Here is a 24577-nt window from a genome sequence, read left to right on the forward strand (position 1 = left end):
TCAGACTTCCTGTCCGGGCCGTACATGCGTTGTAGGGCGGGGGGTTGGGGAGACCTGCCGTCGCCTGCGGACGGCCGGTGCCATTAAGCAGATCACAAGCATGGCCGTCAAAACAAACCTACGACTTTCGCCGTAAACCGTACGGGACAACGAACGTGGCAAACCGCCATCCAGCACGCCTTCGGTTCCAAGCGGCAGCGACGCGACGATGCGGCCGAACGGATCGACGATGGCGGAGATTCCCGTATTGGCGGCGCGCACCAGCGGCAGGCCTTCCTCGACGGCGCGCAGACGGCTCTGGGCGAAATGCTGATAGGGGCCGGGGGTGGTGCCGAACCACGCGTCGTTGGTGACGTTCAGGATGAGATCCGGGCGCGGTCCGTCGGGCAGGAATTCGTCGGGAAAGATCGCCTCGTAACAGATTGTCGCGGCGATCGCGGGAAGGCCCGGCACCGACAGAATAGTGCGTTTCTCGCTGGGCTCGAAACCGCCCGGGATGCTGATGAATTGCCGCAGGCCCATGCGGCGGATCAGCGAATCGAGGAAATTCGGCACGTATTCGCCGAACGGCACGAGATGAACCTTGTCGTAGGATTCGAGAATCGTGCCGCGATGATCGATGGTCTGGATCGCGTTGTAGAACTTGCCGACGCTCTCTCCCGGCAGCGGCGCATCCATCCGCGCCGCGCCCGTGATGAGAAGCGCCCGCGCCGGGAGAATGCCGGCGATCTGCGCCAGGGCCGCGGGATCGCGATGAAGCAGGAACGGAAACGCCGATTCGGGCCAGATCAGGTGGGTGGCCGAATCGAGGGTCAGGCCGCTCTGTCCCGCATAGCGGCTGATCGCCAGATAGCGCCGCATGATGGCGTCGCGGTTGCGCGGGTTGAACTTGGCGTCCTGCGGCAGGTTGGGCTGCATGATTCGCAGGGACACGTTCTCCACAACGGAAATGGGTTCGGCCGGCACTCGCCACGCACCGAACCCCGCGAGCAGGGCGAGGGCCGTGAGCGCCAGAAGGGGCGCCGTCCAGCGCCGGCGGCGGCTCCCTCCGGTGAAGAGAACCGCCGGGGCGGCGCCGAGTGCGATGGCGATCAGGGTCAGGCCATAGAGGCCGACCAACGAGGCGCCCTGCATCAGCCAGATGTTCTGGCCCAAAGCCATGCCGGGGCTGTTCCAGGGGAAGCCCGTGAACAGATGGCCACGCAGCCATTCCCCCACGGTCAGCGCCGCCGCGAAGGCGAGGATGCGCGTGGCGTCGTGCGTCCAGAACAGGCGCGCGAGCGCGAAACCGAAGGCGGAGAAGAATGCGAGGAGCGCCGGCAATCCCAGCACCCCGAGAGGAAGCGCCCAGGCGAATTGATCGGCCTCAACCAGAAACGCCGCGCCGAGCCACCACAATCCGGCGACGAAATAGCCAAAACCCCACAGCCAGCCGACGAGCGCCGCTGACCGAAATGTCCCGGCCCGGCTGTCGCGGCCGGTGCCGTCGAGCAGCCAGATCGCGGGCGAGAGCGACATTGCGAGAGCCGGCAGAAAGCCGAAGGGCGGCATCGCCAGCGCGCCGACGGCGCCGGCTGCCACGGCCGCCAGCGCACGACGCCAGCCGGTGAGGCGGGCGACGCGGTCGCCGATTGTCGTCATCGAAGGGCGGAGCTTTCGGCCGGGTCGGATTCCGCGCCGGCCGGCCCGCTCTCGCCCGGGGTCGCGCCGTTGAACTCGCGACGGAAGATGCGGACGCGCTTGATCCGCCGCGGATCGGCGTCGAGAATCTCGAATTCGAGGTTGCCCGGTCCGAGGATCAGTTCGTTGCGGGCCGGCACGCGGCCGGCGAGCGTCACGATGAAGCCGCCGATGGTGTCGATATCCTCGGCGCTCTCCTCGTATTGCAGGTCGATGCCGAGGCTTTCCTTGACCTCGTCGAGACTGGCGCGGGCATCCGCGATGAAGGTGCCGTCGGCTTCGGCGACGATCATCATCTCGCTCGATTCGTCGTGCTCGTCCTCGATGTCTCCCACCACCATCTCGACGAGGTCCTCGATCGACACGAGGCCGTCGGTGCCGCCGTATTCGTCGATGACGAGCGCCATATGGGTGCGGGTCGCCTGCATGCGCACCAGAAGGTCGATGGCAGGCATCGAGCGGGGAACGAACAGGACCGGCCGCAGGATCTCGGCCGCCGCGAGGGGAACCGAGAAATCGACCTGGCCCAGATTGGGCAGGCTCTTGTTGTTGGGGAAGGTTTTGCCGTCGGGCAGGGTCCTGCCGCCGGATTCCTCGTCCGCCGCCCCGCCGGTATCGGCGTGCTGGGCGATGAAATCGAGGAAATCGCGGATGTGGACCATGCCCTTGGGGTCGTCCAGCGTCTCGCCATAGACCGGCAGCCGCGAATGGCCGGCGGTGCGGAACAGATGGAGCAGGTCGCCCAGCGGCGTGTCGGCCGACACCGCTACGATATCGGCCCGCGGCACCATGGCGTCGTCGACGCGGATGCGGTGGAAGCCGAGCACGTTCTTCAGCATCGCCCGTTCCTGGGGCGAGAAATCCGCATCCTCCACGGTCTCCGCGAGGGCGTCTTCGAGGTCGTGACGGAAGGATTCGCGGGCCTTCAGGCCCAGGCGGGTCAGAACCCGGTCGTACCAGTGTTCGCGCAAGCCTTCGGGCTCCGGGAAGGTCCGGAGGGGGCGGTCGTTCCGACTTCGATCTTCATTCATAACGTTTGAGTTTCAGCCGAACGTCATCCGTTCAAGCTGCCATATCGCGATAAGGATCGGCGATGCCAAGGGTCGACAGCGCCTTGACTTCAAGATCTTCCATCCGTTCCGCCTCCGCCTCGACCTCGTGGTCGTAGCCGAAAAGATGGAGAACGCCGTGGACGACCAGATGGGCAAAATGATGGGCGAGYGGCTTGGATTCCTCGTCGGCCTCCCGCGCCAATGTCTCGTACGCTAATGCAATGTCGCCCAGATGGCGAGGGCCTGCCGCTGCGGAACCCGGCGGTTCGGGGGCGGGAAAAGACAGCACGTTGGTGGCCTTGTCCTTGCCGCGCCATGTCCGGTTGAGGTCGCGGATATGCGCGTCATCCGTCAGCATGACGCTGATTTCGAGGGTCTCTCCGTCGCGCCTGGCAACCACGCTCGCGGCCTCGGCGGCCTTCTGCGCCAGCGCCTCGACGTCCTCGACGGCGCTCCACCCGCCTGCCTCCACCATGATGTCGAGTTCGATCACGGCCGGCGATTCCCCTGTTCCTGGCGGAAATCGGAATCGTACGCGGTGACGATCCGGCGCACGAGGTCGTGGCGCACCACGTCCTGCTCCTTGAAGGTGATGCGGGCGATGCCCTCGACCCCGTCGAGAATTCGCACCGCCTCGATCAGGCCGGATTTCTGGCCCGGCGGGAGGTCGATCTGGGTCGGGTCGCCGGTCACGATCATGCGCGAGCCCTCGCCCAGCCGGGTGAGGAACATCTTCATCTGCATCGTGGTGGTGTTCTGCGCCTCGTCGAGCAGCACGATCGCATTCGTGAGAGTCCGTCCGCGCATGAAGGCGAGCGGCGCGATCTCGATCATGCCGGTCTGCAGGCCGCGATCCACCAGCCGCGCATCCATGAAATCATAGAGCGCGTCGTAGATCGGGCGCAGATAGGGATCGACCTTTTCGCGCATGTCGCCGGGCAGGAAACCGAGCCGCTCGCCCGCCTCGACGGCGGGGCGGGAGAGAATCAGCCGGTCGGCCTGTCCGTTCTCCAAAAGCGACACCGCATAGCCCACGGCAAGCCAGGTCTTGCCGGTGCCGGCCGGGCCTTCGGCGAAGATCAGCTCATGCTGCTTGAGCGCCCGGATGTAGTCGTTCTGGGCGGCGTTGCGGGCGCGCACCGGCCCGCGCCTGCGGGTGGCGATCTGGTCGAAGGCGGTCAGCCCCCCGGGAGCCGCTTCGGCGGTAGGAAAGAGCGAGCCTTGCAGCGTGCTTTCCTGGATGGCGCCGTCCACGTCGCCGGTCGAAAGGGCGCGGCCCTGGCGGGCGCGCTCGTACAAGCCTTCCAGCACCCGGCGGACGATCTCGGAGCTTTCGGGCGAGCCCTTCACGGTCACCCGGTTGCCGTTCGCCACCGCCTTGACGTTGAGGCGTCGTTCGAGATGGGCGAGATTCTGGTCGAACTGTCCGAAAACGAGGCTGGCGAGGCGGTTATCGTCGAAGGTGAGGATGATTTCGGCTTCCTCGACGACGCCGGGATGCAGATTTGCAGGGCCCCGGCTCTTCTGCGTTTTGGCGGTCACATTGTCCGCTGGCCTCAAATGCCTCTCCCGTTTTACGCCGCGACTCTGTCGCCGGCCTTGATCAATTCGCCAAACAGGCTGCCGCCGCCCGCCCGAACGATTCGCACCCTGGCGATGTCGCCCACGCGGAGCGTGTCGGTGTCGAACTGGACCGGCTGAAGATAAGGCGACTTGCCGGCCATCTGACCGGGAAGCCGCCCCGGCTTCTCGATGAGAACGTCCAGACTCTGCCCGACTGTTCCGTGATTGTAAGCCACCCTTTGCGTTTCCAACAGCTTTTGCAACCGCGCCAGCCGCTCGGCCTTCACCGGTTCGGGCACCTGATCGGTCCGCTCGGAGGCGGGCGTTCCGGGGCGCGGGCTGTATTTGAACGAGAACGAGAACGCGAAACCCACATCGGCCACGAGACGCATGGTGTCGTCGAAATCCGCATCCGTCTCGCCCGGAAAGCCGACGATGAAATCCGACGACAGGGCGAGGCCCGGCTGCCGCTCGCGGATGCGCGCGATGATGCGGCGGTAATCGTCGGCCTGATGCTTGCGGTTCATCGCCTCGAGGATGCGGTCGGAGCCCGATTGCACCGGCAGGTGGAGCGACGGCATCAGGGCCGGCAGGTCGCCGTGGGTCATGATCAGCGCGTCATCCATGTCGCGCGGATGCGACGTGGTGTAGCGAAGCCGGGCGATGCCGGGGATCTCCGCCAGGCGATAGAGCAGCCGGCTCAGGGACCAGATCGATCCGTCCGGTCCCTCGCCGTGCCACGCATTGACGTTCTGGCCGATCAGGCTGAGTTCGCGCACGCCCGCCTCCGCCAGCCGAGTCGCCTCCTCGACGAGGCGCGAAACCGGACGGGAGACCTCCGTGCCGCGCGTATAGGGCACGACGCAGAAGGTGCAGAACTTGTCGCAGCCCTCCTGGATGGTCAGGAACGCCGACACCCCGCGCGAAACGATCTGTGAGCGGGTCGGCTTCGGCAGGTGATCGAACTTGTCCTCGATGGGGAATTCGGTGTCGACGACCGCCTTCCGGCGCCGCAGCAGGTCGGGCAGGTGGTGATAATTCTGCGGCCCCACCACCACGTCGACGGAGGGTGCGCGGCGCAGGATCTCCGATCCCTCGGCCTGCGCGACGCAGCCCGCCACCACCACCTTGGTCTCCTGCCCGTTCGATTGGCGCTCCGCCTTGAGGTCGCGCACGCGCCCGAGCTCGGAATAGACCTTCTCGGCCGCCTTCTCGCGGATGTGGCAGGTGTTGAGGATGACGAGATCGGCCTCCTCCATGATGTCGGTCGCGCCATAGCCCTCGCCGGCCAGGAGGTCCGTCATGCGCTCCGCATCATAGACGTTGGCCTGGCAGCCATAGGATTTGACGTAGACCTTCTTCACGGAACGATTTGCCTGTCGGTTGTGGGGACGCGACCCTCTTTACGCGGTTTGACGCTGCAAGAGAATAGCGGCGCGTTCACGGCCTCGCGCACCGCCGCTTCGGCCAGCGCCGTCGCCTCCTTGCGGTTGCCGTTGAAGGGAATGGGCTCGCCCCATGTCACCTCCACGTCGATGGCGCCGCCGAGCAGGAATTCGCCGAGATGCGGCGCCAGCTCCATGTCGCCATACCAGGCGAGGAACGGCCGGTCGCGGCGGGTGACCGGCATCCCGCTGCGGCGCGTATAGGCGATCGCCAGCGGCTGCAGCAACACGCTGGTGACGCTGTCATGAACCAACGCTGCCTGCGCGGCGCCGACGAGGGACGAGCGGAAGGGGAGCAGGCGGTTGCCGTCGCCGGTGGTCCCTTCGGCGAACAGCACCATGACCTCGCCCTTGACGAGCCGATGGGCGAGTGCGTCGTTGACCTCGGCGGTCGATTTGCGGCGCTGGCGGTCGATGAAGACGGTGCGCTGGAGCTTCGCCAGGAAGCCGACCCCCGGCCAGGATTCGACTTCCGATTTCGCGATGAACGACAGGGGATGCAGCGATCCGATGACCGGGATGTCGAGCCACGACACGTGATTGGACAGAACCAGCGTCGGCACCTCTCCGGGAGGACGTCCCCGTTCGGTGATGCGGATTCCGAAGAGCCGCAGGAACGCCCGGTGGAACCGCATCGGCAGCCGATGCAGGATCGGCCAGCCGAATCGCAGCGCCAGCAGCTGGAGCGGGATGATCACGGATCCGAAAAGTCCCAGCAGCGCGAGCCGCACCGCGACGGCGGCGCGCCTCACGCGTCGTCCTCTTCGTTGGGCACGGCGTAGAGTTCGAGCCGGTGATAGATGACCTTGTAGCCGAGCCGCCGGGCGATCTCGACCTGAAGGGCCTCGATCTCGTCCGATTGAAACTCGATCACGTCGCCGGTTTCGAGATTGATCAGGTGGTCGTGGTGCTCGCGGGCGGCCTGCTCGTAGCGGGAGCGCCCGTCACGGAAATCGAGGCGCTCGATGATGCCCTTCGTCTCGAAGAGCTTGACGGTGCGATAGACGGTCGAAAGGGAAATGCGGTCGTCGATGACGGCCGCGCGCTTGTGCAGCTCCACGACGTCCGGATGGTCATGCGCCGAATCGAGAATCCGGGCGATGATCCGGCGCTGACCGGTCATCCTGAGGCCTTTGTCCCGGCAGGCCCGCTCGATGGCGTCGGGCCGTCTGGTTCTGGCTGTTTTGGTGATTGATCCTGCCAAGTCTGACGCCGCTCCTTGTGGTTGCTTATACGGGAGGCCGACGGCCCGGGCTACAGCGGCGGCGAAGGATGTGATGGGGCAGGTCTAGAGGTCGAGCCGCATGGTGAGCGCCGCCGCGTGCGAATCGTCCGCCTTCCGGTAATAGCCGGCACGCCTGCCGATTTCGCCGAAGCCCAGCCGCCGGTAGAGCGCCAGCGCAGGCGCGTTGCCTTCCTCCACCTCGAGATGCACATGGGCGATCCCGGCCCGCGAAAGCCCCTCCAGATGGGCCGACAGCAGCGGGCGGGCATAACCCCGGCCGCGCATCTCCGGGGCGACCGCCACGGTGAGGATCTCGGCCTCGTCGATGACGCTGCGCGACAGCACGAAGCCGCAGACGGTGCCGGCCTGCCCGACCAGCAGCCCGTCGGCGGCGACGTTCCGCTCCCCGAGCAGGCGCTCGAATTCCAGGGTGCTCCATGGCCGCGCGAAACCGGTGGCGTGAATGGCGGCAAGCCGCGCCGCGCTGGCCGTGTCGAGCGCCGCGATGCGGGTGGGGGGCGGGGGGAACAGGCGGCCGAAGAGGCTCATGATCCGCCCTCACCGACGGGCGATTCGGGCCCCGTCCTGCGGCTTGGCGTCGGGTTCGCGCAGGTAGAGCGGCTTGGGCAGGGCGTTCGCCGGATCCGCGATGGCGCCGAGGCGGGCGACCCACGCGATGTCGGGTGCCGGCGAATCCTCGATCACATGCGCCTCCACCCCCTGCGCCCGCGCTTCGGCGGCGAGCGAGGCGGCGGCCGTCCCGGCGATCAGCAGGGGCCCGGAGCCGAGCTGGCGGATGGCGTCGCGATAGCTCATGAGCGAGGGCGCGATGATGATCTTGCCGCCGAACGCGATGGCCTGGATGTAGATATGGCCGTGCTTGGCGTCGATGGCGCTGACGAACAGGCCCCGGCTGTCGCCCGCCATCAGGGGCGCGAGAAAAGCCGACAGGGTGGCAACCCCCACCACCGGAATGCCGGCCGCAAGCCCGATTCCGCGCGCGGCCGAAATCCCCACCCGCAGCCCCGTATAGCTCCCGGGCCCGACCGTGACGGCCACGCGGCCGAGACTCTCGAAGCCTCCCTCCAGATGGGAGATCAGCCGGTCGATCAACGGCAGCAAAGCCTCCGCGTGGCCGCGTTCCATCGGAATCGTCTCGCGGGCGAGAATCTCGCCCGTATCGCTCTCGAGGATGCAGGCCGAGCAGGCGCCGAGGGCGGTATCGATGGCAAGAACGCGCAATGTTCGTCTCCGTCTGGTGGCGTCTGTTTAGAGCCGGAGCGCCCGAAGGGGAAGGGCGCCGCGCCGCCGCCTCCGGCAGGCTCTCCGCCGCGATAAAAAAGGCGGCCCGAAGACCGCCTGATTCGCCACGACTTGGGAATGGGTGTTCAAACGGCCTGGACCTCGCGCACATCCGGCAGGAAGTGGCGCAGGAGGTTCTGGATGCCGTGTCGCAGAGTGGCGGTGGACGAGGGGCAACCCGAGCACGCGCCCTTCATGACGAGGTACACGACGCCGTCCTTGAAGCCGCGGAACGTGATGTCGCCGCCATCGCCGGCTACCGCCGGGCGGATGCGGGTCTCCAGCAATTCCTTGATGGTGGCGACCGTCGAGGCGTCGTCCTCGTCGAAGAATTCCTCGCCGTCATTCTCGCTCAGCACCGCACCGGCGGTAAACAGCGGCGCGCCGGTCATGAAATGCTCCATGATGGCGCCGAGGATGGCGGGCTTCAGATGCTGCCACTCGCTGTCGGTCTTGGTCACGGTGATGAAATCGTGGCCATAGAACACGCCGCTGACGCCGGGAATCGCGAACAGCCGGTCCGCCAGGGGCGATGCGCCGGCTTCCTCGGAGGCACGGGCCTCGAAGGTGCCTTCCGGCATCACGACTCGTCCGGGCAGGAACTTGAGAGTGGCGGGATTGGGGGTGGCTTCGGTTTGAATGAACATCGGTCGTTTTCGTCCTCTGCGCCGGTTCAAGGCCGGCCGAGATGAGTGAATCGCTCCGGCAACGCGCCGGGACTTGGAATGGTTCTAACAGGTTTCATGCTGGATGTGGACCCGCGAACCCGCGTTTCCAAGGGGGGTGTGGCAGCGCCGGCTTCACCCCGCCAGCGCGTCGATTTCCTCATCGCTCAATCCGCCGGGGACGATCACGATGGGGATGGGGAAGGTGGAGGCGGCCCTGCCGGCAAGCGTCGTGACCAGCGGCCCGGGCCCGTCCTTGCTGGCCCCGGCGGCGAGCACCAGGAACGAGATGTCCTCGTCCTCGTCGATTAGCCCGACGATGGTGGCGGCGCGTTCGCCGACGCGGATGACCTGTTCGGGGTCGACGCCCGCCGCATCGCGGGCCTCCTTGGCGGCGGTTTCGAGGCGCTTCTCGGCCTCGTCGCGCGCCTCCTCGATCATCGCCTCGCCGACGCCGATCCATTCGAAATTGTCCGGCGGATCGACCACCGCCAGCATCACGAGGCTCGAGCCCGTGCGGGCGGCGCGGCGGGAGGCGAAATGGACGGCCCGGAGACATTCGGGCGTCTTGTCGATCACCACCATGAATTTGGGCCGGTGTCCGGCCTCGTAGGATTGGCGCTTACCGCTCAAAGCCTTGCCCTCCGCGAAACTGCGATGCTGCCCCGCGCCGCCAGGGAGAGCAAGCCTTCCAGGGCCGCGGCTCAGCGCGCGCGAACGAAGCCAAGGATATCCTTGACGGCGTTCATGGTCTCGCGGGCCATCACCCGGGCGCGATCGGAGCCGTCCGCCAGCACGGCCTCGATATGGCCGGGATCGGCCATGAGGCGGCGCATGTCGTCGGCGATCGGCGCGAGCCGCGTCACCGCGACGTCCACCAGGGCGGATTTGAAACCGGAGAATTGCGAGCCGCCATGATCGCGCAGCACGTCGGCGGGCGTGACATCGGTCAGCGCCGCGTAGATCGCCACCAGATTGTCTGCCTCGGGACGGCTCTTCAGCCCGTCGATCTCGGACGGCAGCGGCTCGGCGTCGGTCTTCGCCTTGCGGATCTTCTGCGCGATCATGTCGGCATCGTCGGTCAGGTTGATGCGCGAGTAATCCGACGGGTCGGATTTCGACATCTTCTTGGAGCCGTCGCGCAGCGACATGACGCGGGTCGCGGGCCCGGCGATCATCGGTTCGGTGAGCGGAAAGAACGCCTCGCCGAAGCCGTGTTCGGCAATCGATTCCGACCAGTCGTTGTTGAATTTCTGCGCGATGTCGCGGGTCAGTTCCAGATGCTGCTTCTGGTCTTCGCCCACCGGCACATGCGTGGCGCGGTAGACCAGAATGTCGGCCGCCATCAGGTCCGGATAGGCATAGAGGCCCACGGAGGCGTTCTCGCGGTCCTTGCCGGCCTTGTCCTTGAACTGGGTCATGCGGTTGAGCCAGCCGAGGCGGGCGACGCAATTGAACACCCAGGCGAGCTCCGCATGCTCGGAGACCTGGCTCTGGTTGAAGACGATGTGCTTCGCCGGATCGATGCCGGCCGCGAGGAACGCCGCCGTGACTTCGCGGATCTGGCGGTTCAGGTCTTTGGGGTTCTGCGGCATGGTGATCGCGTGCATGTCGACCACGCAATAGATGCAGTCATGAGTCTCCTGCATCGTCACGAAGCGCTTGATCGCCCCGAGATAATTGCCGAGGTGCAGGTTTCCGGTGGGCTGAACGCCTGAAAACACCAGTTCCTTGAACATCGCCATCTTGTATCGAACTCCTCAAACGCGTCGCCGCCGGGTTATGACAGGGCGCTGCCGCGATGCAAGCCTCTTAGGTCTTTTTGGCCAGAGGCGCGAGGTCCCCAAGGGTGAGCGCTCCGAAGAGCCAGGCGGCTGCTCCATAGACCGCGAGCCCGCCTGCGCACAGGAGGGCCAGGGCGACGAAGCCCGGTTCCGGTACCGCGTGGCGCCCTGCCACGAGGACGGCTCCCATCAGCAGGCTCGCGCCGGCAATTCGAAGCGTTCGGAGCAGGAGTGCCCGATCAAGCAGCCAGAGGCCGGCACGAGCGAGAAGAAAGGCCAGCACGCCCGCATGGACGAGGCAGCCGAGGCTGATCCCCACCGCCAGGCCGAAGACACCGAAGATCGTGCCGAATCCGTAGGCGAAAAGGCCCGTCGTGCCGATCCCCGCGATGGCCGCCATCACCGTGCCCCGAAGCGCGCCTTTCGCAAACAGCGTCTGGCTCAGCACCTTGGCGAGGGTCGCGGCGGGCAGGCCGAGGCTGAGGCCCATCAGCACGAGGGCGGTGCCGGCCACATCCGCATCGTCGAAGGCGCCGCGCCGGAACAGCACCGAGGCGATGGGATCGGCGAGGCACCACAGCGCGACGGCCGCGGGCACAGCGAGCAGCAATCCGAGGCCGATCGCCCTGTTCTGGGCGTTGAGGAGCCGCCGCCGCTCGCCGGTCCGGAAGCGCGCCGCGAGTTCCGGCAGCAGGACGCTGCTCGCCAGCGCCGCCATCAGCCCGAGGGGCAGTTGCACCACCCGGTCGGCGTAATAGAGCCACGATACGCCGGAGGGCCAGAATGAGGCCACCTGCGTTCCGACCAGCACGAAAAGCTGCACCGCCCCACTCGCCACGAGCGCCGGAAAACCGGCCAGCAACAGGTTTTTCAAAGCCGGCGACAAGACCGGCTTGCCGAAGCGCACCAGCCCGCCCCCTCGGATGGCGAGCGCGACGATGATGAGCTGAACCAGCCCGGCGATACTGGACGCCCCCGCCAGCCAGGCGGCCTTTTCCGAAAGCGGCAGGGAAAACCGCCGCTCCAGCAGCAGGATGGTGAGGATCAAACCGCCATTCACGGCGAGCGGCGCGAGGCTCGCGGCCGAATAGCGGCGGTGGATGTTGAGGAGGGCCGCGCCGATGGACGCCAGCGTGATGACGATGACCGAGGGAAAGGCCAGCCGGGTGTAAAGAGCCACGAGGCCGAGGGTGTCGGGCTCGTCGGCAAGGCCCGGCGCCAACGCTAAGGCGAGCAAACCGGCGCCGATTTCCACCACCCCGGTCAGGGCGAGAAGCGCGAGGGCGAACAATGTCACCACGTCGCCGGCGGTTCTCGCCGCCGCCTGCCCGTCGAGCCCGCCGAGAGCCGGCACCAGAGCCGGGTTCAGCCCGCCCTCGCCGACCACCCGGCGCACGAGGTTCGGCAGCCGGGACGCCGCCAGGAACGCATCCGCCACGGGCCCTGCGCCAAGTGCCTGCGCGAACAGGACATCGCGCACGAATCCGAGGATCCGCGACGCGCCCGCGGCGACGCCGACCAGAAGGGAAGAGCGGATGACAGACATGCCCTGTCGCGCTTAGCGGGTTAGAGGCGAATTGTCGAAGGGGGGATGAGATGAATCGCAGGAGCAGGGTGCGACCTCCGGCCCATCTGGTATTTGTCATCGCGCTGCCCTAGAACAAACCATGAACCAACCGAAAGGCCGGCCATGGACGAGCTATTGTCGCGGAAATTGCGCATTCTGGCGGATGCGGCGAAATACGACGCGTCCTGCGCCTCATCGGGCGCGCCGAAGCGCAAGGCCGGCCCCGACGGTCTGGGCTCGACGACGGGAGCGGGGATCTGCCACGCCTACACGCCGGACGGGCGGTGCGTCTCGCTCCTGAAGATCCTGCTGACCAACTATTGCCTCTACGATTGCGCATATTGCGTCAATCGCCGCTCGTCGAACGTGAAGCGCGCGAAATTCACCGTCGACGAAGTCGTGACGCTGACGATCGAGTTCTACAAGCGCAACTATATCGAGGGCCTGTTTCTCTCATCGGGCATCATCCGCACGCCCGACCACACGATGGAGGAGATGCTGCGTGTGGCGAAGACATTGCGGCAGGTTCACAAATTCCGCGGCTACATTCACCTCAAGACCATTCCGGAGGCGAGCCCCTGGCTCATCGAGCAGGCCGGCCTGTGGGCGGATAGRCTGTCGATCAACCTCGAATTGCCGACGACGGAATCGCTGGCAAAACTCGCGCCGGAAAAAAGCGGCGTCTCCATTCGCGGCGCGATGGCGCAGATGCATGATCGGATCGTCGAGGCGCGCGAGGAAAAGCGCCGCTTCTCGCCCGCCGGGCAATCGACCCAGGTGATCGTCGGCGCCGACGCCACCACGGATGCGCAGGTGCTCGGCACCAGCGCAACGCTCTATGGCGCCTACAAATTGAAGCGCGTCTATTATTCGGCCTTCAGCCCGATCCCGGATTCGAGCGCCATCCTGCCGCTGAAGCCGCCGCCCATGCAGCGCGAGAACCGGCTCTATCAGGCCGATTGGCTGCTGCGCTATTACGGCTTCGACGTGGCCGAGATCGCMTCCGGCGGATCGGGCGGCATGCTCGATCTCGACATCGACCCGAAGCTCGCCTGGGCGCTGAAGAACCGACATTTGTTTCCGGTCGACGTGAACAAGGCCGACCGCGAGATGCTGCTGCGGGTGCCGGGCCTCGGCGCGCGCGCGGTCGACCGGATCGTCGCGGCGCGCCGGCACACCACCCTGCGACTCGGCGATGTGGGCCGCCTGACATCTTCGCTGAAGCGCGCCCGCGCGTTTCTCGTGGCGCTCGATCATCATCCGAAGGCGCAGCTCGACGCCGGCAATTTGCGGCAGCGCCTCGTCGAGAAGCCGATGCAGATGAGCCTTTTCGCATGAGGGCGCGGGAGCAGGACGCCGCGCGCCGCGTCGTCCTCAAAGACGGCGCCGATCTCGACGGTTTCCGACGCGCATTGCGCGGGCTTCTGGCGGCGCGGGTGCCCCCCGACGACGTGGTGTTCACAGGYGCGGATGCGCCCGATCTCTTCGGCGATGCGACGGCTGCGGATGCGCCCGCGGTCGCGTTGCCGCGGCGCGTCGGCGATCTCATCGGCCTTGTGGTGTGCCACCGCGATCCGGAGCGCTATGCCCTGCTCTACCGGTTGGTCTGGCGCGTGCTGCATGGCGAGCGCCATCTTCTCGACGTGGGCAGCGATCCGCTCGTCCATCGGCTCGACCTGATGGCCCGCACGATCCGGCGCGATCTCCACAAGATGCACGCCTTCCTGCGCTTTCGCCGCGTGGAGGGCGAGGATCGCGAGCTTTTCGTCGCCTGGTTCGAGCCGGACCATTTCATCCTGGAGGCAACCGCGTCCTTCTTCGTCGATCGCTTCCGCTCCCTCGACTGGACGATCCTGACGCCCATCGGCTCGATGCGATGGGATCGCGCCACGCTCATTTTCGGCCCGCCGGCGCGGCGGGAGGATGCGCCGTCGGAAGACCGGTTCGAGGAGGGCTGGCGCGATTACTATGAGAGCATCTTCAATCCCGCGCGGGTCAACCCGAAGGCCATGCGCGCCGAGATGCCGAAAAAATACTGGCGCAACATGCCGGAGGCCGCCTCCATCGCGGCGTTGATACGGGAGGCGCCGCAACGGACGGCGCGGATGATCGACCGGGAGGCCACGATGCCGGCCAAGCGCAAGCCCGAGCGGGCCCTCGAAGCCATGTGGGACCAGGAGCCGAAATCGATCGGGGAGCTCAACGCCGTCATCGCGCGGGCCGGCCCCCTCGTGCCGGGCGCCACGCAACCGGTCTTCGGCGAAGGCCCCGAAGGCGCCGCGATCGCCTTCGTGGGCGAGCAGCCGGGCGACCAGGAGGATCTGCAGGGCAGGCCATTCGTGGGCCCCGCCGGACAATTGCTGGTGCGCGCCCTGCGCGAGGCCGGGATCGACCGCGACCGTGTCTATCTCACCAATGCGGTGAAGCATTTCAAATTCGAGGAGCGGGGCAAGCGCCGCATCCACGCCAAGCCCACGGCCGGGGAGGTGCGGCATTACCGGCCCTTCCTGATGAAGGAGCTCGACCTGGTGCAGCCGCGCTTCGTGGTGGCGCTGGGCGGCACGGCGCTGCTGGCCTTGTCGGGGAAGGCCCTGCCGGTCACCAAGGCGCGCGGTCCGGCGCATTTCGAAAACCGTCCCGGTTACGTCACGGTGCATCCCTCCTACCTTCTGCGCATCCCGGACGAGGCCGACAAGCGCCGGGCCTACGAGGCCTTCGTCGGCGACCTGCGGCGGATTCACGACATGGCGGTCGCATAGTCATGGCGCGGGGGACTGGCGCTATAATGTGCGGTCGCGCTTAACCGCCCCTTAAACTGCCATAATTACGGTGCCTCAGAGGCGGAACTGAAAAGCCGGATCACCGGCCGCATGTTTTCAAGGGGTTTGACGTGGCGAACGGACGTGACAGGCGCGAGCCGACCTTCGGCGCGCCCGCCACCGAAGCGAAGGCGCAGGATTTCCGCCTATCGCCTGAAGATCGGGCAGGGGGCAACATGGCGCAGAAGCGCACGTCTCGGAATGGCGGCGGGGGCACGTCCCGTCCGCCGTCGCGGCAACGGAAATCCACCCGCAAACGCGGCGGCCGCTCGATCTGGAGCAAGCTGTTCTACGCGGGAATCGTGCTTTGCCTCTGGGGAGTGATCGCGGTCGGCAGCGTGGTGGCCTATTACGCCTCCCAGCTCCCCCCTATCGACGAACTGACGGTGCCCAAGCGCCCGCCCAACATCGCCATCATGGCGAGCGACGGGTCGCTGCTCGCCAACAAGGGCGAGACCGGCGGCCGCACCGTCTCCATCGCCGAATTGCCGCCCTACCTGCCCAAGGCCTTCGTGGCCATCGAGGATCGGCGCTTCTACGACCATTGGGGCATCGATCCCGTGGGAATCGCCCGCGCGATGTACCGCAACGTCAATCGCGGCGGCGTCTCGCAGGGCGGCTCGACCCTCACCCAGCAGCTCGCCAAGAACCTGTTCCTGACGCAGGAGCGCACCGCCTCGCGCAAGATCCAGGAAGCGATCCTGGCGCTCTGGCTCGAGCGCAACTACACCAAGGACCAGATCCTCGAACTCTACCTCAACCGGGTCTATTTCGGCGCCGGCGCCTACGGGGTCGAAGCGGCGGCCCAGCGCTATTACAACAAGTCGGCCCGCAACGTCTCGCTGTCGGAAGCCGCCGTCCTGGCGGGCCTCGTGCAGGCCCCGTCGCGGCTTGCGCCCAACCGCAACCCGGCGGCGGCGCAGGCGCGGGCCGAACTCGTGATCGCGGCCATGAACGAGGTCGGCTTCATCACCCCCGGCATGACCAAGACGGCGCTCGGCGCGCCGGCCAAACCCGTCCGCGCACCCGGTGCGGGCTCGGTGAACTACGCCGCCGATTACGTCATGGACGTGCTGGACGATTTCGTCGGCACGGTCGAATCCGACATCGTGGTGTCGACAACGCTCGATCCCGCGATGCAGAACGCGGCGGAAAAATCCCTCGTCGACGTGCTGGATGCGCAAGGGCAGAAGTTCAACGTCAGCCAGGGCGCCTTCGTGGCCATGCAGCCGGATGGCGCCTTGAGGGCGCTGGTGGGCGGCCGCAATTACGAGGCGAGCCAGTTCAACCGCGCCACGGTGGCGCGCCGCCAGCCCGGCTCGTCGTTCAAGCCCTTCGTGTATCTCGCCGCCATGGAAGCGGGGCTCACGCCCAACACGGTGCGGGAGGATTCGCCCGTCAACTACAAGGGCTGGGCGCCGAAGAACTACGATCACGGCTATCGCGGCGCGATCACCCTGCGCGACGCGCTCGCCCTGTCGCTGAACACGGTGGCGGCGAAGCTCGCCATCGAGGTGGGGCCCAGGGCAGTCGTCCAAGTGGCGCAGAAGCTCGGCATCAACTCGCCGCTCCAAGCCGTGCCGTCTCTCGCGCTGGGAGCCTCCGAGGTGACGCCGCTCGAGCTGGTGAGCGCCTATGCGGCCTTCGCCAATGGCGGCGAGGGCGTCATTCCGTACGTGATCGCGCAGGTGAAGACCGCCGACGGCCGCGTGATCTACCGCCGTCCCAACGGCGGCGGGCTCGGGCGCGTCATGGACCCCATGACGGTCGCGATGATGAACGACATGATGCACAGCACCTTCGTGATCGGCACCGCCCGGAAAGCCCAGATTCCGGGCTGGACGCTCGCCGGCAAGACCGGCACGACGGACGATTACAAGGATGCGTGGTTCGTCGGCTTCACCGGCAATCTCGTGGCGGGCGTGTGGCTCGGCAACGACGACGGCGAGCTGACGAAGCGCGTGACGGGCGGAAACCTGCCGACCGAAGTCTGGCACAATTTCATGAAGGTCGCCCTGAAGGACCAGAAGCCGGTGGCTCTCCCGGGCAGCGAGCGATTCCTGCGGCCCGGCGAAGTGCCGGTGGCGGAGGCCGGCGCGCAGCCGGGCACCCAACGCGAGACCGCCTGGATCCCGCCGCAGCAGCCGCGCCGCGGCGGACGGCAGGAAAAGAATTTCTTTGAGAAGCTCTTCGGATTGTAAAAAAGCAGACGGCATTTTGTAAAAAAGCAAAAAGGTGCGAAGCGGACCGATATTCTATCTTTGGTTGTGCCCTCACACTGCACTTACTGTAGAATATTTTCCATTCTAACGTGTACCGATCACACGCCGTTACGGAAATTCAATACTCCCCTCTGTCTGAAGAGCTCCCAGTCGTGACCGTTTAGTTATGATCCATCATATCTAAACCATAGCGCCCTCGCGTCCACTCAATGACGGGCTCTGCACACGAAGGGGTATTCTCATGGCTGCCGACAACACAGGCTCTCCCATCGATGCCAGAATCGCCCTCGCGGGCGATTTCAGCGCTCTCGCGGTGGTCGCCGGTGACGCAGGTAACAACACGCTGACCGGCGGTGCGGATAACGATCAGCTCGATGGCCTGGGCGGCAACGACTCGCTCATCGGGGCAGGCGGCAACGATACCCTGAATGGCGGCGACGGCAACGATACCCTCCTCGGCGGCGCCGGCAGCGATATTCTGAACGGCGGCAACGGAACCGACACCGTCTCCTACGCAACCGAAACCGGCAGCGCGGGCATCCGAGTGAATCTCAGCGCGCAGGCCTGGACCTATGAGGGTGTCACCTATCAGGCGGGCACTGGTACCGACACCTCGGGCAATGTCGACACCTACGTGCAGGTCGAAAAGATCGTCGGCACGGCCAAGGCCGACGTGTTCTACGGCGGAATGAACTATCTGACCTATTACTTCGAAGGCGGCGCCGGCGACGACATCTTCCTTGGTGGCGTGGGCAACGCCTACACGATCGATGGCGGCGCGGGCAACGATTACATCATCGGCGGCGCCGGCACCGACAGGATCGTGGCGACTATCGGCTCCGACACGGTCATGGGGACCAAGGGCAACGACATCATCGACGGAAACTGGAGCACCACGCTCAGCTACGAGAATCGCAACGGATATATCATCGCCAACTTGGGCGATTTCAACGTGTACAAACACGGTCCTGACGGCTATTCCCTCGACAAGGCCAATAAGATCGGCCCGCTGATCGGCAGCAATTTCGGCGACCAGATAAACGGTCACGCCAACTCGGAGGTTCTCAGAGGCCTCGGCGGCAACGACAAGATCTCCGCCGGAGGCGCCGGCAGCGACACCATCGATGGCGGTGACGGAGACGACACCCTCGACGGCGGATATGGCAACGACATCCTGCTCGGCGGCAGCGGCGGCGACATCCTGTCGGACAACAGCGACGGCGACGACACGCTCGACGGCGGCCTCGGCGGCGACACCATGGCGGGCGGCGCTGGAGACGACGTCTATTACGTCGATTCGCTCGACGATGTCGTCACCGAGCTCGAGAGGTCATCCGCCAATGGCGTCGACACTGCCTATGTGTCGGTGGCCAATTACAGCCGTACCAAGCTCGCCAATATCGAGAACGTCATTCTTGTCGGCGACGGCAGCGTCCTGGAGGATCTGCCGCCCCCTGAGAATCATGCACCGACCGCGCCTCAACAGTCGGGCGGCTCCGTCAATGAGACGGCGCCGACCGATAGCGTCGTTGCCCTCCTTGCTGCGACCGATGTGGACGGCGACGCGCTTGGCTTCTTGTTCGTGGATGCGCTCTCGGGCAGCGACGGCCTTGTTAGCGGTGACGGACGCTTCAAAATTGTCGGCGGCCAGATTCAGGTCGCCGATCATGCGTTGATCCAGGTAACGCAGAATACGACCTTCACCTATGCGGTGCGGACCTCGGACGGTCGAGGCGGCTTGAGCGCCCCGACGGACGTGACCATCACGGTGACCGATGACGTGCCGCCGGTGAACCATGCGCCGACGGATATCGTGCTGAGCGCATCGTCGGTGGCGGAGAACGCCAACGGAAACACGATCATCGGTCAGTTGACCGGCGTCGATGCGGACCCGGGCGACCCGCTGAGCTTCGTACTGCTCAACAATGGGGGCGGCCGCTTTGCGATCGTCAACGGCGCGCTGGTGGTGGCGGACGGCGCGGTGCTCGATTACGAGACGGCGCAGCAGCATCAGGTCACATTGCGGGTGAGCGACGGCCATGGCGGCACCTTCGACAAGAACTTCACCATCGCGGTGACGGATGTGGACGAGACCCCGCCGCCACCGGTGAACCATGCGCCGACCGATATCGGCCTGAGCGCCGCGTCGGTGGCGGAGAACGCGCAAGGCGACACGGCGATCGGCACCTTGAGCGGGACGGATGCGGATAGCGGCGATGTGTTGACCTACACGCTCGTCGACGATGCGRRYGGCCGCTTCGCCATTCGCAACGGTGCGCTGGTGGTGGCGGACGGCGCGGTGCTCGATTACGAGACGGCGCAGCAGCATCAGGTCACATTGCGGGTGAGCGACGGCCATGGCGGSACSTTCGACAAGAAYTTCACCATCGCGGTGACGGATGTGGACGAGACCCCGCCGCCGCCGGTGAACCATGCGCCGACCGATATCGGCCTGAGCGCCGCGTCGGTGGCGGAGAACGCGAGCGGCAACACGGCGATCGGCACCTTGAGCGGAACGGATGCGGATAGCGGCGACGTGTTGACCTACACGCTCGTCGACGATGCGGGCGGCCGCTTCGCCATTCGCAACGGCGCGCTGGTGGTGGCGGACGGCGCGGTGCTCGATTACGAGACGGCGCAGCAGCATCAGGTCACATTGCGGGTGAGCGACGGCCATGGCGGGACGTTCGACAAGAATTTCACCATCGCGGTGACGGATGTGGACGAGACCCCGCCGCCGCCGGTGAACCAYGCGCCGACCGCGCCGGTTCTGTCGGGCGGTGCGATCACCGAGGTGGCTGCGACGGGCGCGGCGATCGGCACCTTGTCGGCCTCGGATGCCGATGAGGACGCGGTGTCGTTCACGTTTGCGGGTTCCAACGGTCTCGTCAGCGCCGATGGCCGCTTCACTATCGTGGGCGACGAAATCCGGGTGCGCGATCACGCCCTGATCCAGGTCTCGGCCGACAGCGCATTCAGCTACGCCATCGTGGCGTCGGACGGCACCGACACGGCCTCGTCGAGCGTTACCGTCACGGTGGCGGACGTGCCTGTGACATCACCGCCTCCGCCGCCACCTCCGCCCCCGGCCTCCGAGCCCGGGCGGGTCATCATCGGCGGCAGCCGTGTGGACGACCTGAGCGGCGGCGCGGGCAACGATACGATTTCGGGCGGCGGTGGCAACGACAGGCTCTCGGGCGCCGACGGCAACGACGTTCTGACCGGAGGCCTCGGCAAGGATGTGCTGAGCGGCGGCGCGGGCGCGGACGTGTTCGTGTTCTCCAGCAAGGCAAGCAAGCAGAACATCGACACGCTGCTGGACTTTTCCGTGGCGGACGACACCATCCACCTGGCCCGGTCCATCTTCAAGGCGGTGGGCAAGAAGGGCATGCTGGACAAGGACGCTTTCGTCATCGGCACCAAGGCGAAGGATGCCGAAGACCGCATCGTCTTCGATTCGAAGAAGGGCAATCTCTTCTACGATGTCGACGGGACCGGCGGCCACGCGGCAGTGCAGATCGCCACGATGAGCAAAGGCCTCAAGACGATCTCCCACGCAGATTTCATTATCATCTGATCCCGGGCGAAAGAGGGTCCCGGGAGGATTTGGGGGCGTTCCCGCGCCGCGTGTCGTCCTACCCTAGCGGGTGCGCGCGCGTTTCGTTGCGAGAAACACCGCCAGCGCGAGAAAGCCCGTGCTGGCGATGACGAGCGGCAGCGGCAGCGCGGAGCCGTCGAGATGCTGGCCGAGCGCGATTCCGAGAAGCGCCGCGAAGCTCATCTGGCAGATGCCGAGCAGCGACGAGGCAGTGCCGGCGCGGTCCGGAAACGGCATCAGGGCCGAGGCCATGGCCTGCGGCATGGTGAGCCCCACACCCGCGCAATAGATCGCCATCGGGCCGACGACCGCGAGGAACGACGAGACGCCCGCCGCCACCAGCACGATCATCGCGCCGCCGCCGAGCGCCAGGCACGAGACACCGATGCGAATCGTGCCGTCGAGGCCGCGCCGGCCCACCGAATGCTGCGCCACGAACGTGCCGGCGATATAGCCCACCACCACGAAGGCGAAGGAGAACGCGAAGGCGAGCGGCGCGAGTCCATAGACGTTCTGCAACACGAAAGACGAGCCGGAAATGAACGCGAACAGGCCCCCATAGGCCAGCATCGACAGCATCACGTAGACCCGATAGCCGGGATGCTCGAGCAGGCTGCGGAATCCCCGCAGGATCGACCCGAACGACACCGCCTGCGCGGCTTTGCGGGGCAGGCTCTCGCTCAAGCGGAACGCCACCGTGACGGTGAGCGCCACGCCACACAGGATGGCGACGAAAAAGGTCGCGCGCCACCCGCCGAACGGCGCGAGCAATCCGCCGATCACCGGCGCGACGGCCGGCACCACGCCCATGATGGAGGCCATGCGGGACAGTTCCCGCCCGGCCCGCGAACCCTCGTAGAGATCCCGCACGATGGCGCGGGCCAGCACGATCGGCCCCGAAGCGCCGAGCGCCTGAAAAAACCGCGCGCCGATCAGCGTGTGGATGTCGGGCGCCAGGGTGCAACCGAGGCTTGCCAGCGTGAACAACGCGAGCCCGAAGAGCAGCACCGGTTTTCGCCCGATCCGGTCCGAAATCGGCCCGTAGAAAAACTGCCCGACGGCGAACCCGAACAGAAAAACCGACAGCGTCAGCTGCGTCTGCCCGGCACTCGCCGACAGATCCTGTGCGATCGACGGCAACGACGGCAGATACATGTCGGTGGAGAGCGGGCCCAAAGCGGTGAGAAACGCGAGGACGATTGTCAGAGCGAGCGTGTTGCGCTTGAGCATGGACATGGCCTGAACGCCGGTGTGCGGCTTGGCTCTACAGCATGGACGGGTAACGTTGGCTACCCGTCAGCCGCGAGATCATGCGCTCACCCAGACAGACCGAGGCCGATGGGCTCGCGGGGATAGGGGTCGGGCTTCAGGATGAAACTCCCCGCGAGGGCCTTCGACGCCCTCACCCGAACCGGTGCAGCGCCCCTCCATAGGTCTTCAGCCATTTCTCCGCGTCTTCGGTGCGGGGGCAGAGCTGGTGGGTGAGTTTCCAGAAGCGGTGGGAGTGGTTGAGTTCGCGTAGGTGCGCCACCTCGTGGGCCGCGAGATAATCCAGCACGAAGGGCGGCGCCATGATGAGGCGCCACGAGAAGTTGAGGGCGCCGTTGGCAGAGCAGGAGCCCCAGCGGCTCTTGGTGTCGCGCACGGTGATGCGCTTGGCGGGAATGCCGAGGGTCTGGGTGTGGCGTTTCACCGAGGCGGCGAAATCCCGCCGGGCCTCGGCTTCCAGGAAGTCCTGGACCCGGCGGGCCACATGGCTGCTTTCGCCTGAGACCGCGAGGATCGGGCTGCCGTCGCTCGCCGTGGTGGCGTGGGTGACGCCCCTCACGGCCGACCAATGGACGATCCGGTGCGGCACGCCCCGCAGGGGCACGAGGGCGCCCGGCTCGAAGAGCACGCGGGTCGGCACCTTGGCGAGGCGGGTGGCGATCCATCCGCCATGGCTGTCGGCGAAGCGCTGGGCGATGTCGATGCTGGTGCGTTCGGGGATGGTCAGCACGACCTCCCCCGACGCATTCGACACCCGCAGGGTGATGCGCTTGGCGGTCGGACGGCGCTTGAGCGCAACCTTGAGGTTGCGCCCTTCATGGGCGACCTTGAGATGAAGTGGATCCTCGGGGATCCGGCGGAACAGGGCTAATTTCATGTCCGCAATCTGCCCCGCCGGCGGCGCGCTGTCAGCGCAGCCGTTTGCCGCTGGGCGGAACCGACCGGGAGGGTCCTCCGGGGCTTGACGGCTAGGCGGCGACCTGTCCGGCCTTCTCTGAATCGGCATGCTGCCGAATAAAGTCAGCGATTCGAGGAGCGATCTCAGACCGGAAGCGCGACCCGTTGAAGACGCCATAATGGCCCACACCCTTCTGAAGGTGGTAGAGTTTCTTGTCCGCCGGCAGATTGGGCGTGAGGTCGAGGGCCGCGAGCGTCTGGCCGACGCCCGAAATATCGTCCCGCTCGCCTTCGATGGCCATGATGGCGCAACGGCGGATCGACACAAGGTCAACGGGCTTGTCCCGGTGCATCATGTCGCCCTTCGGCAATTCATGCCGCACGAAGACCTTGTCGACCGTCTGGAGGTAGAATTCGGCCGTCAGATCCATGACGGCGAGATATTCGTCGTAGAAATCCCGGTGTTTCTCGGCGGAATCGCCGTCGCCTTCGACCAGATGGTTGAACATGTCCCAATGGGCCGTCACGTGGCGGTCGAGGTTCATGGCCATGAAGCCGGAAAGCTGCAGGAAGCCCGGATAGACGCTCCGCCAGAACCCGGGATGCGACGGGGGTACCCGCATGATGCAATGACGCTCGAACCAGGCGATGCCGCGTTCCTCGGCGAGAAGGTTGACGGCGGTCGGTGACCGGCGGGTGTCGATGGGACCGCCCATGAGGATCATCGAGCGGGGGATCTTCGGGTCGTTCTCGGCCTCCATGCGGGCGATGGCGGCGATGACCGGCACGGCGGGCTGGCAGACCGCCATCACGTGCAGGTCAGGCCCGAAAGCGCGGAACATCTCGATCAGGTAATCGATGTAATCGTCGAGGTCGAAGCGTCCCTCGGCCAGCGGCACCATGCGGGCATCCGCCCAATCGGCGATCATGACCTGATGGGTCGGCAGGAAGGTTTCGACGGTGCCGCGCAGGAGCGTGGCATAATGGCCCGACATGGGGGCGATGATGAGAAGCCGCGGCTGGCTTTTCGCGGCCTTGTGGTCGCGATCGAACGCGATCACGTCGCAGAAGGGCCGCTCCCAGACGATCCGCTCGGTGACTTTCACGTCCTTTCCGTCGATCGTCGTGGTGGGAAGCCCGAAGGCCGGCTTGCCGTAGCGCCGGGTGGTCCGCTCGAACAATTCGCAGGCGGCCGTCACGGTGCGGCCATAGGGCGTTTCGCCCAAAAGATTGCCGGGAATCTCCATGAGGGATTTTGTGGCGTCGGAGGCTGCGCGCGCGGGACCCAGCAACCAATGGGCGGTTTCATACCAATAATAAGAAAGATTCATCTAAAATGTCCCCGCGGGAAGAGCACCCTATTTCGTCGCCAACGCGATTCGAGCTTATTCTCAACCCTATGACTAAAATGTAAGTTCCTTCATCCAAAAGCAAGTTTCCCAAATTTTCCTAAGGATTGACGCCAAAAGACCGTGATCTGCCGCCGATG

Annotated in this window: 20 protein-coding genes; 4 read left to right on the forward strand and 16 right to left on the reverse strand. The window is 66.0% G+C overall.

The annotated features are described in order from the left end of the window. The 13 genes from lnt to murJ all read right to left on the reverse strand — a co-directional run bounded on the left by lnt (position 1) and on the right by murJ (position 12262). A complete protein-coding gene (gene lnt / locus AC1DVM_RS02060; protein WP_477251609.1) occupies positions 1-1641 on the reverse strand; it encodes an apolipoprotein N-acyltransferase in 1641 nt (546 codons plus the stop codon). Then, on the reverse strand, positions 1638-2711 hold the full coding sequence (locus AC1DVM_RS02065; RefSeq protein WP_477251611.1) for a hemolysin family protein: 1074 nt from the start codon (positions 2709-2711) through the stop codon (positions 1638-1640). The genes lnt and AC1DVM_RS02065 overlap by 4 nt, the downstream gene beginning before the upstream one ends. Positions 2712-2742: 31 nt before the next feature. Continuing rightward, positions 2743-3207 carry an rRNA maturation RNase YbeY gene (ybeY, locus tag AC1DVM_RS02070; RefSeq protein WP_477251736.1) on the reverse strand — a complete coding sequence of 155 codons (465 nt, stop codon included), beginning with the start codon at positions 3205-3207 and terminating at the stop codon, positions 2743-2745. Positions 3208-3221: 14 nt separating this feature from the next. After that, on the reverse strand, positions 3222-4292 hold the full coding sequence (locus AC1DVM_RS02075; RefSeq protein ID WP_477251613.1) for a PhoH family protein: 1071 nt from the start codon (positions 4290-4292) through the stop codon (positions 3222-3224). Positions 4293-4306: 14 nt separating this feature from the next. After that, positions 4307-5659 carry a tRNA (N6-isopentenyl adenosine(37)-C2)-methylthiotransferase MiaB gene (miaB, locus tag AC1DVM_RS02080; protein ID WP_477251614.1) on the reverse strand — a complete coding sequence of 451 codons (1353 nt, stop codon included), beginning with the start codon at positions 5657-5659 and terminating at the stop codon, positions 4307-4309. Then, positions 5656-6492, reverse strand: a complete 837-nt coding sequence (gene olsA, locus AC1DVM_RS02085; RefSeq protein ID WP_477251616.1) for a lyso-ornithine lipid O-acyltransferase — start codon at positions 6490-6492, stop codon at positions 5656-5658. Before olsA ends, miaB begins: the two co-directional genes overlap by 4 nt. Continuing rightward, a complete protein-coding gene (locus tag AC1DVM_RS02090) occupies positions 6489-6863 on the reverse strand; it encodes a Fur family transcriptional regulator (RefSeq protein WP_477251738.1) in 375 nt (124 codons plus the stop codon). The genes olsA and AC1DVM_RS02090 overlap by 4 nt, the downstream gene beginning before the upstream one ends. 165 nt (positions 6864-7028) lie before the next feature. Continuing rightward, positions 7029-7514: a GNAT family N-acetyltransferase gene (locus AC1DVM_RS02095; protein ID WP_477251618.1), complete on the reverse strand. Its 486-nt coding sequence runs from the start codon at positions 7512-7514 to the stop codon at positions 7029-7031. Positions 7515-7523: 9 nt separating this feature from the next. Further along, positions 7524-8207: a tRNA (adenosine(37)-N6)-threonylcarbamoyltransferase complex dimerization subunit type 1 TsaB gene (gene tsaB, locus AC1DVM_RS02100; RefSeq protein WP_477251620.1), complete on the reverse strand. Its 684-nt coding sequence runs from the start codon at positions 8205-8207 to the stop codon at positions 7524-7526. Positions 8208-8353: 146 nt separating this feature from the next. After that, complete coding sequence (locus AC1DVM_RS02105; protein ID WP_477251621.1) at positions 8354-8914, reverse strand: NifU family protein; 561 nt, start codon at positions 8912-8914, stop codon at positions 8354-8356. A 153-nt stretch (positions 8915-9067) separates the two neighbouring features. Next, positions 9068-9517 carry a universal stress protein gene (locus AC1DVM_RS02110; RefSeq protein WP_477251739.1) on the reverse strand — a complete coding sequence of 150 codons (450 nt, stop codon included), beginning with the start codon at positions 9515-9517 and terminating at the stop codon, positions 9068-9070. Positions 9518-9636: 119 nt separating this feature from the next. Next, positions 9637-10677, reverse strand: coding sequence for a tryptophan--tRNA ligase (gene trpS / locus AC1DVM_RS02115; RefSeq protein ID WP_477251622.1), 1041 nt, complete (start codon positions 10675-10677; stop codon positions 9637-9639). A 67-nt stretch (positions 10678-10744) separates the two neighbouring features. Continuing rightward, on the reverse strand, positions 10745-12262 hold the full coding sequence (murJ, locus tag AC1DVM_RS02120; RefSeq protein ID WP_477251623.1) for a murein biosynthesis integral membrane protein MurJ: 1518 nt from the start codon (positions 12260-12262) through the stop codon (positions 10745-10747). A 144-nt stretch (positions 12263-12406) separates the two neighbouring features. On the opposite strand from murJ, the gene AC1DVM_RS02125 reads away from it, so the two are divergent. The 4 genes from AC1DVM_RS02125 (at position 12407) to AC1DVM_RS02140 (ending at position 20901) form a co-directional block, all read left to right on the forward strand. After that, positions 12407-13621, forward strand: a complete 1215-nt coding sequence (locus tag AC1DVM_RS02125; RefSeq protein ID WP_477251625.1) for a putative DNA modification/repair radical SAM protein — start codon at positions 12407-12409, stop codon at positions 13619-13621. Then, complete coding sequence (locus AC1DVM_RS02130; RefSeq protein WP_477251627.1) at positions 13618-15042, forward strand: UdgX family uracil-DNA binding protein; 1425 nt, start codon at positions 13618-13620, stop codon at positions 15040-15042. Before AC1DVM_RS02125 ends, AC1DVM_RS02130 begins: the two co-directional genes overlap by 4 nt. 131 nt (positions 15043-15173) lie before the next feature. Next, complete coding sequence (locus AC1DVM_RS02135; protein ID WP_477251629.1) at positions 15174-17303, forward strand: transglycosylase domain-containing protein; 2130 nt, start codon at positions 15174-15176, stop codon at positions 17301-17303. Positions 17304-17565: 262 nt separating this feature from the next. Beyond that, entirely contained in the window at positions 17566-20901 is a 3336-nt protein-coding gene (locus tag AC1DVM_RS02140) for a beta strand repeat-containing protein (RefSeq protein WP_477251631.1), read from the forward strand. 63 nt (positions 20902-20964) lie between these two features. Here AC1DVM_RS02140 and AC1DVM_RS02145 read toward each other — a convergent pair whose 3' ends face one another. The 3 genes from AC1DVM_RS02145 to AC1DVM_RS02155 form a co-directional block, all read right to left on the reverse strand. Beyond that, entirely contained in the window at positions 20965-22158 is a 1194-nt protein-coding gene (locus tag AC1DVM_RS02145) for a multidrug effflux MFS transporter (RefSeq protein WP_477251633.1), read from the reverse strand. A 166-nt stretch (positions 22159-22324) separates the two neighbouring features. Further along, positions 22325-23068 carry a M48 family metallopeptidase gene (locus AC1DVM_RS02150; RefSeq protein WP_477251635.1) on the reverse strand — a complete coding sequence of 248 codons (744 nt, stop codon included), beginning with the start codon at positions 23066-23068 and terminating at the stop codon, positions 22325-22327. 91 nt (positions 23069-23159) lie between these two features. Continuing rightward, on the reverse strand, positions 23160-24419 hold the full coding sequence (locus AC1DVM_RS02155) for a polyhydroxyalkanoate depolymerase (protein ID WP_477251637.1): 1260 nt from the start codon (positions 24417-24419) through the stop codon (positions 23160-23162). Positions 24420-24577 lie beyond the last annotated feature (158 nt).

It is taken from the genome of Microvirga sp. P4_A5, assembly GCF_056402495.1.

Coding starts and splice junctions, on each gene's coding strand:
- murJ (WP_477251623.1), bottom strand. CDS start 12,262: ATGTCTGTCATCCGCTCTTCCCTTCTGGTCGGCGTCGCCGCGGGCGCG.
- AC1DVM_RS02145 (WP_477251633.1), bottom strand. CDS start 22,158: ATGTCCATGCTCAAGCGCAACACGCTCGCTCTGACAATCGTCCTCGCG.
- lnt (WP_477251609.1), bottom strand. CDS start 1,641: ATGACGACAATCGGCGACCGCGTCGCCCGCCTCACCGGCTGGCGTCGT.
- AC1DVM_RS02065 (WP_477251611.1), bottom strand. CDS start 2,711: ATGAATGAAGATCGAAGTCGGAACGACCGCCCCCTCCGGACCTTCCCG.
- AC1DVM_RS02095 (WP_477251618.1), bottom strand. CDS start 7,514: ATGAGCCTCTTCGGCCGCCTGTTCCCCCCGCCCCCCACCCGCATCGCG.
- AC1DVM_RS02150 (WP_477251635.1), bottom strand. CDS start 23,068: ATGAAATTAGCCCTGTTCCGCCGGATCCCCGAGGATCCACTTCATCTC.
- trpS (WP_477251622.1), bottom strand. CDS start 10,677: ATGGCGATGTTCAAGGAACTGGTGTTTTCAGGCGTTCAGCCCACCGGA.
- AC1DVM_RS02105 (WP_477251621.1), bottom strand. CDS start 8,914: ATGTTCATTCAAACCGAAGCCACCCCCAATCCCGCCACTCTCAAGTTC.
- AC1DVM_RS02110 (WP_477251739.1), bottom strand. CDS start 9,517: ATGGTGGTGATCGACAAGACGCCCGAATGTCTCCGGGCCGTCCATTTC.
- AC1DVM_RS02090 (WP_477251738.1), bottom strand. CDS start 6,863: ATGACCGGTCAGCGCCGGATCATCGCCCGGATTCTCGATTCGGCGCAT.
- AC1DVM_RS02155 (WP_477251637.1), bottom strand. CDS start 24,419: ATGAATCTTTCTTATTATTGGTATGAAACCGCCCATTGGTTGCTGGGT.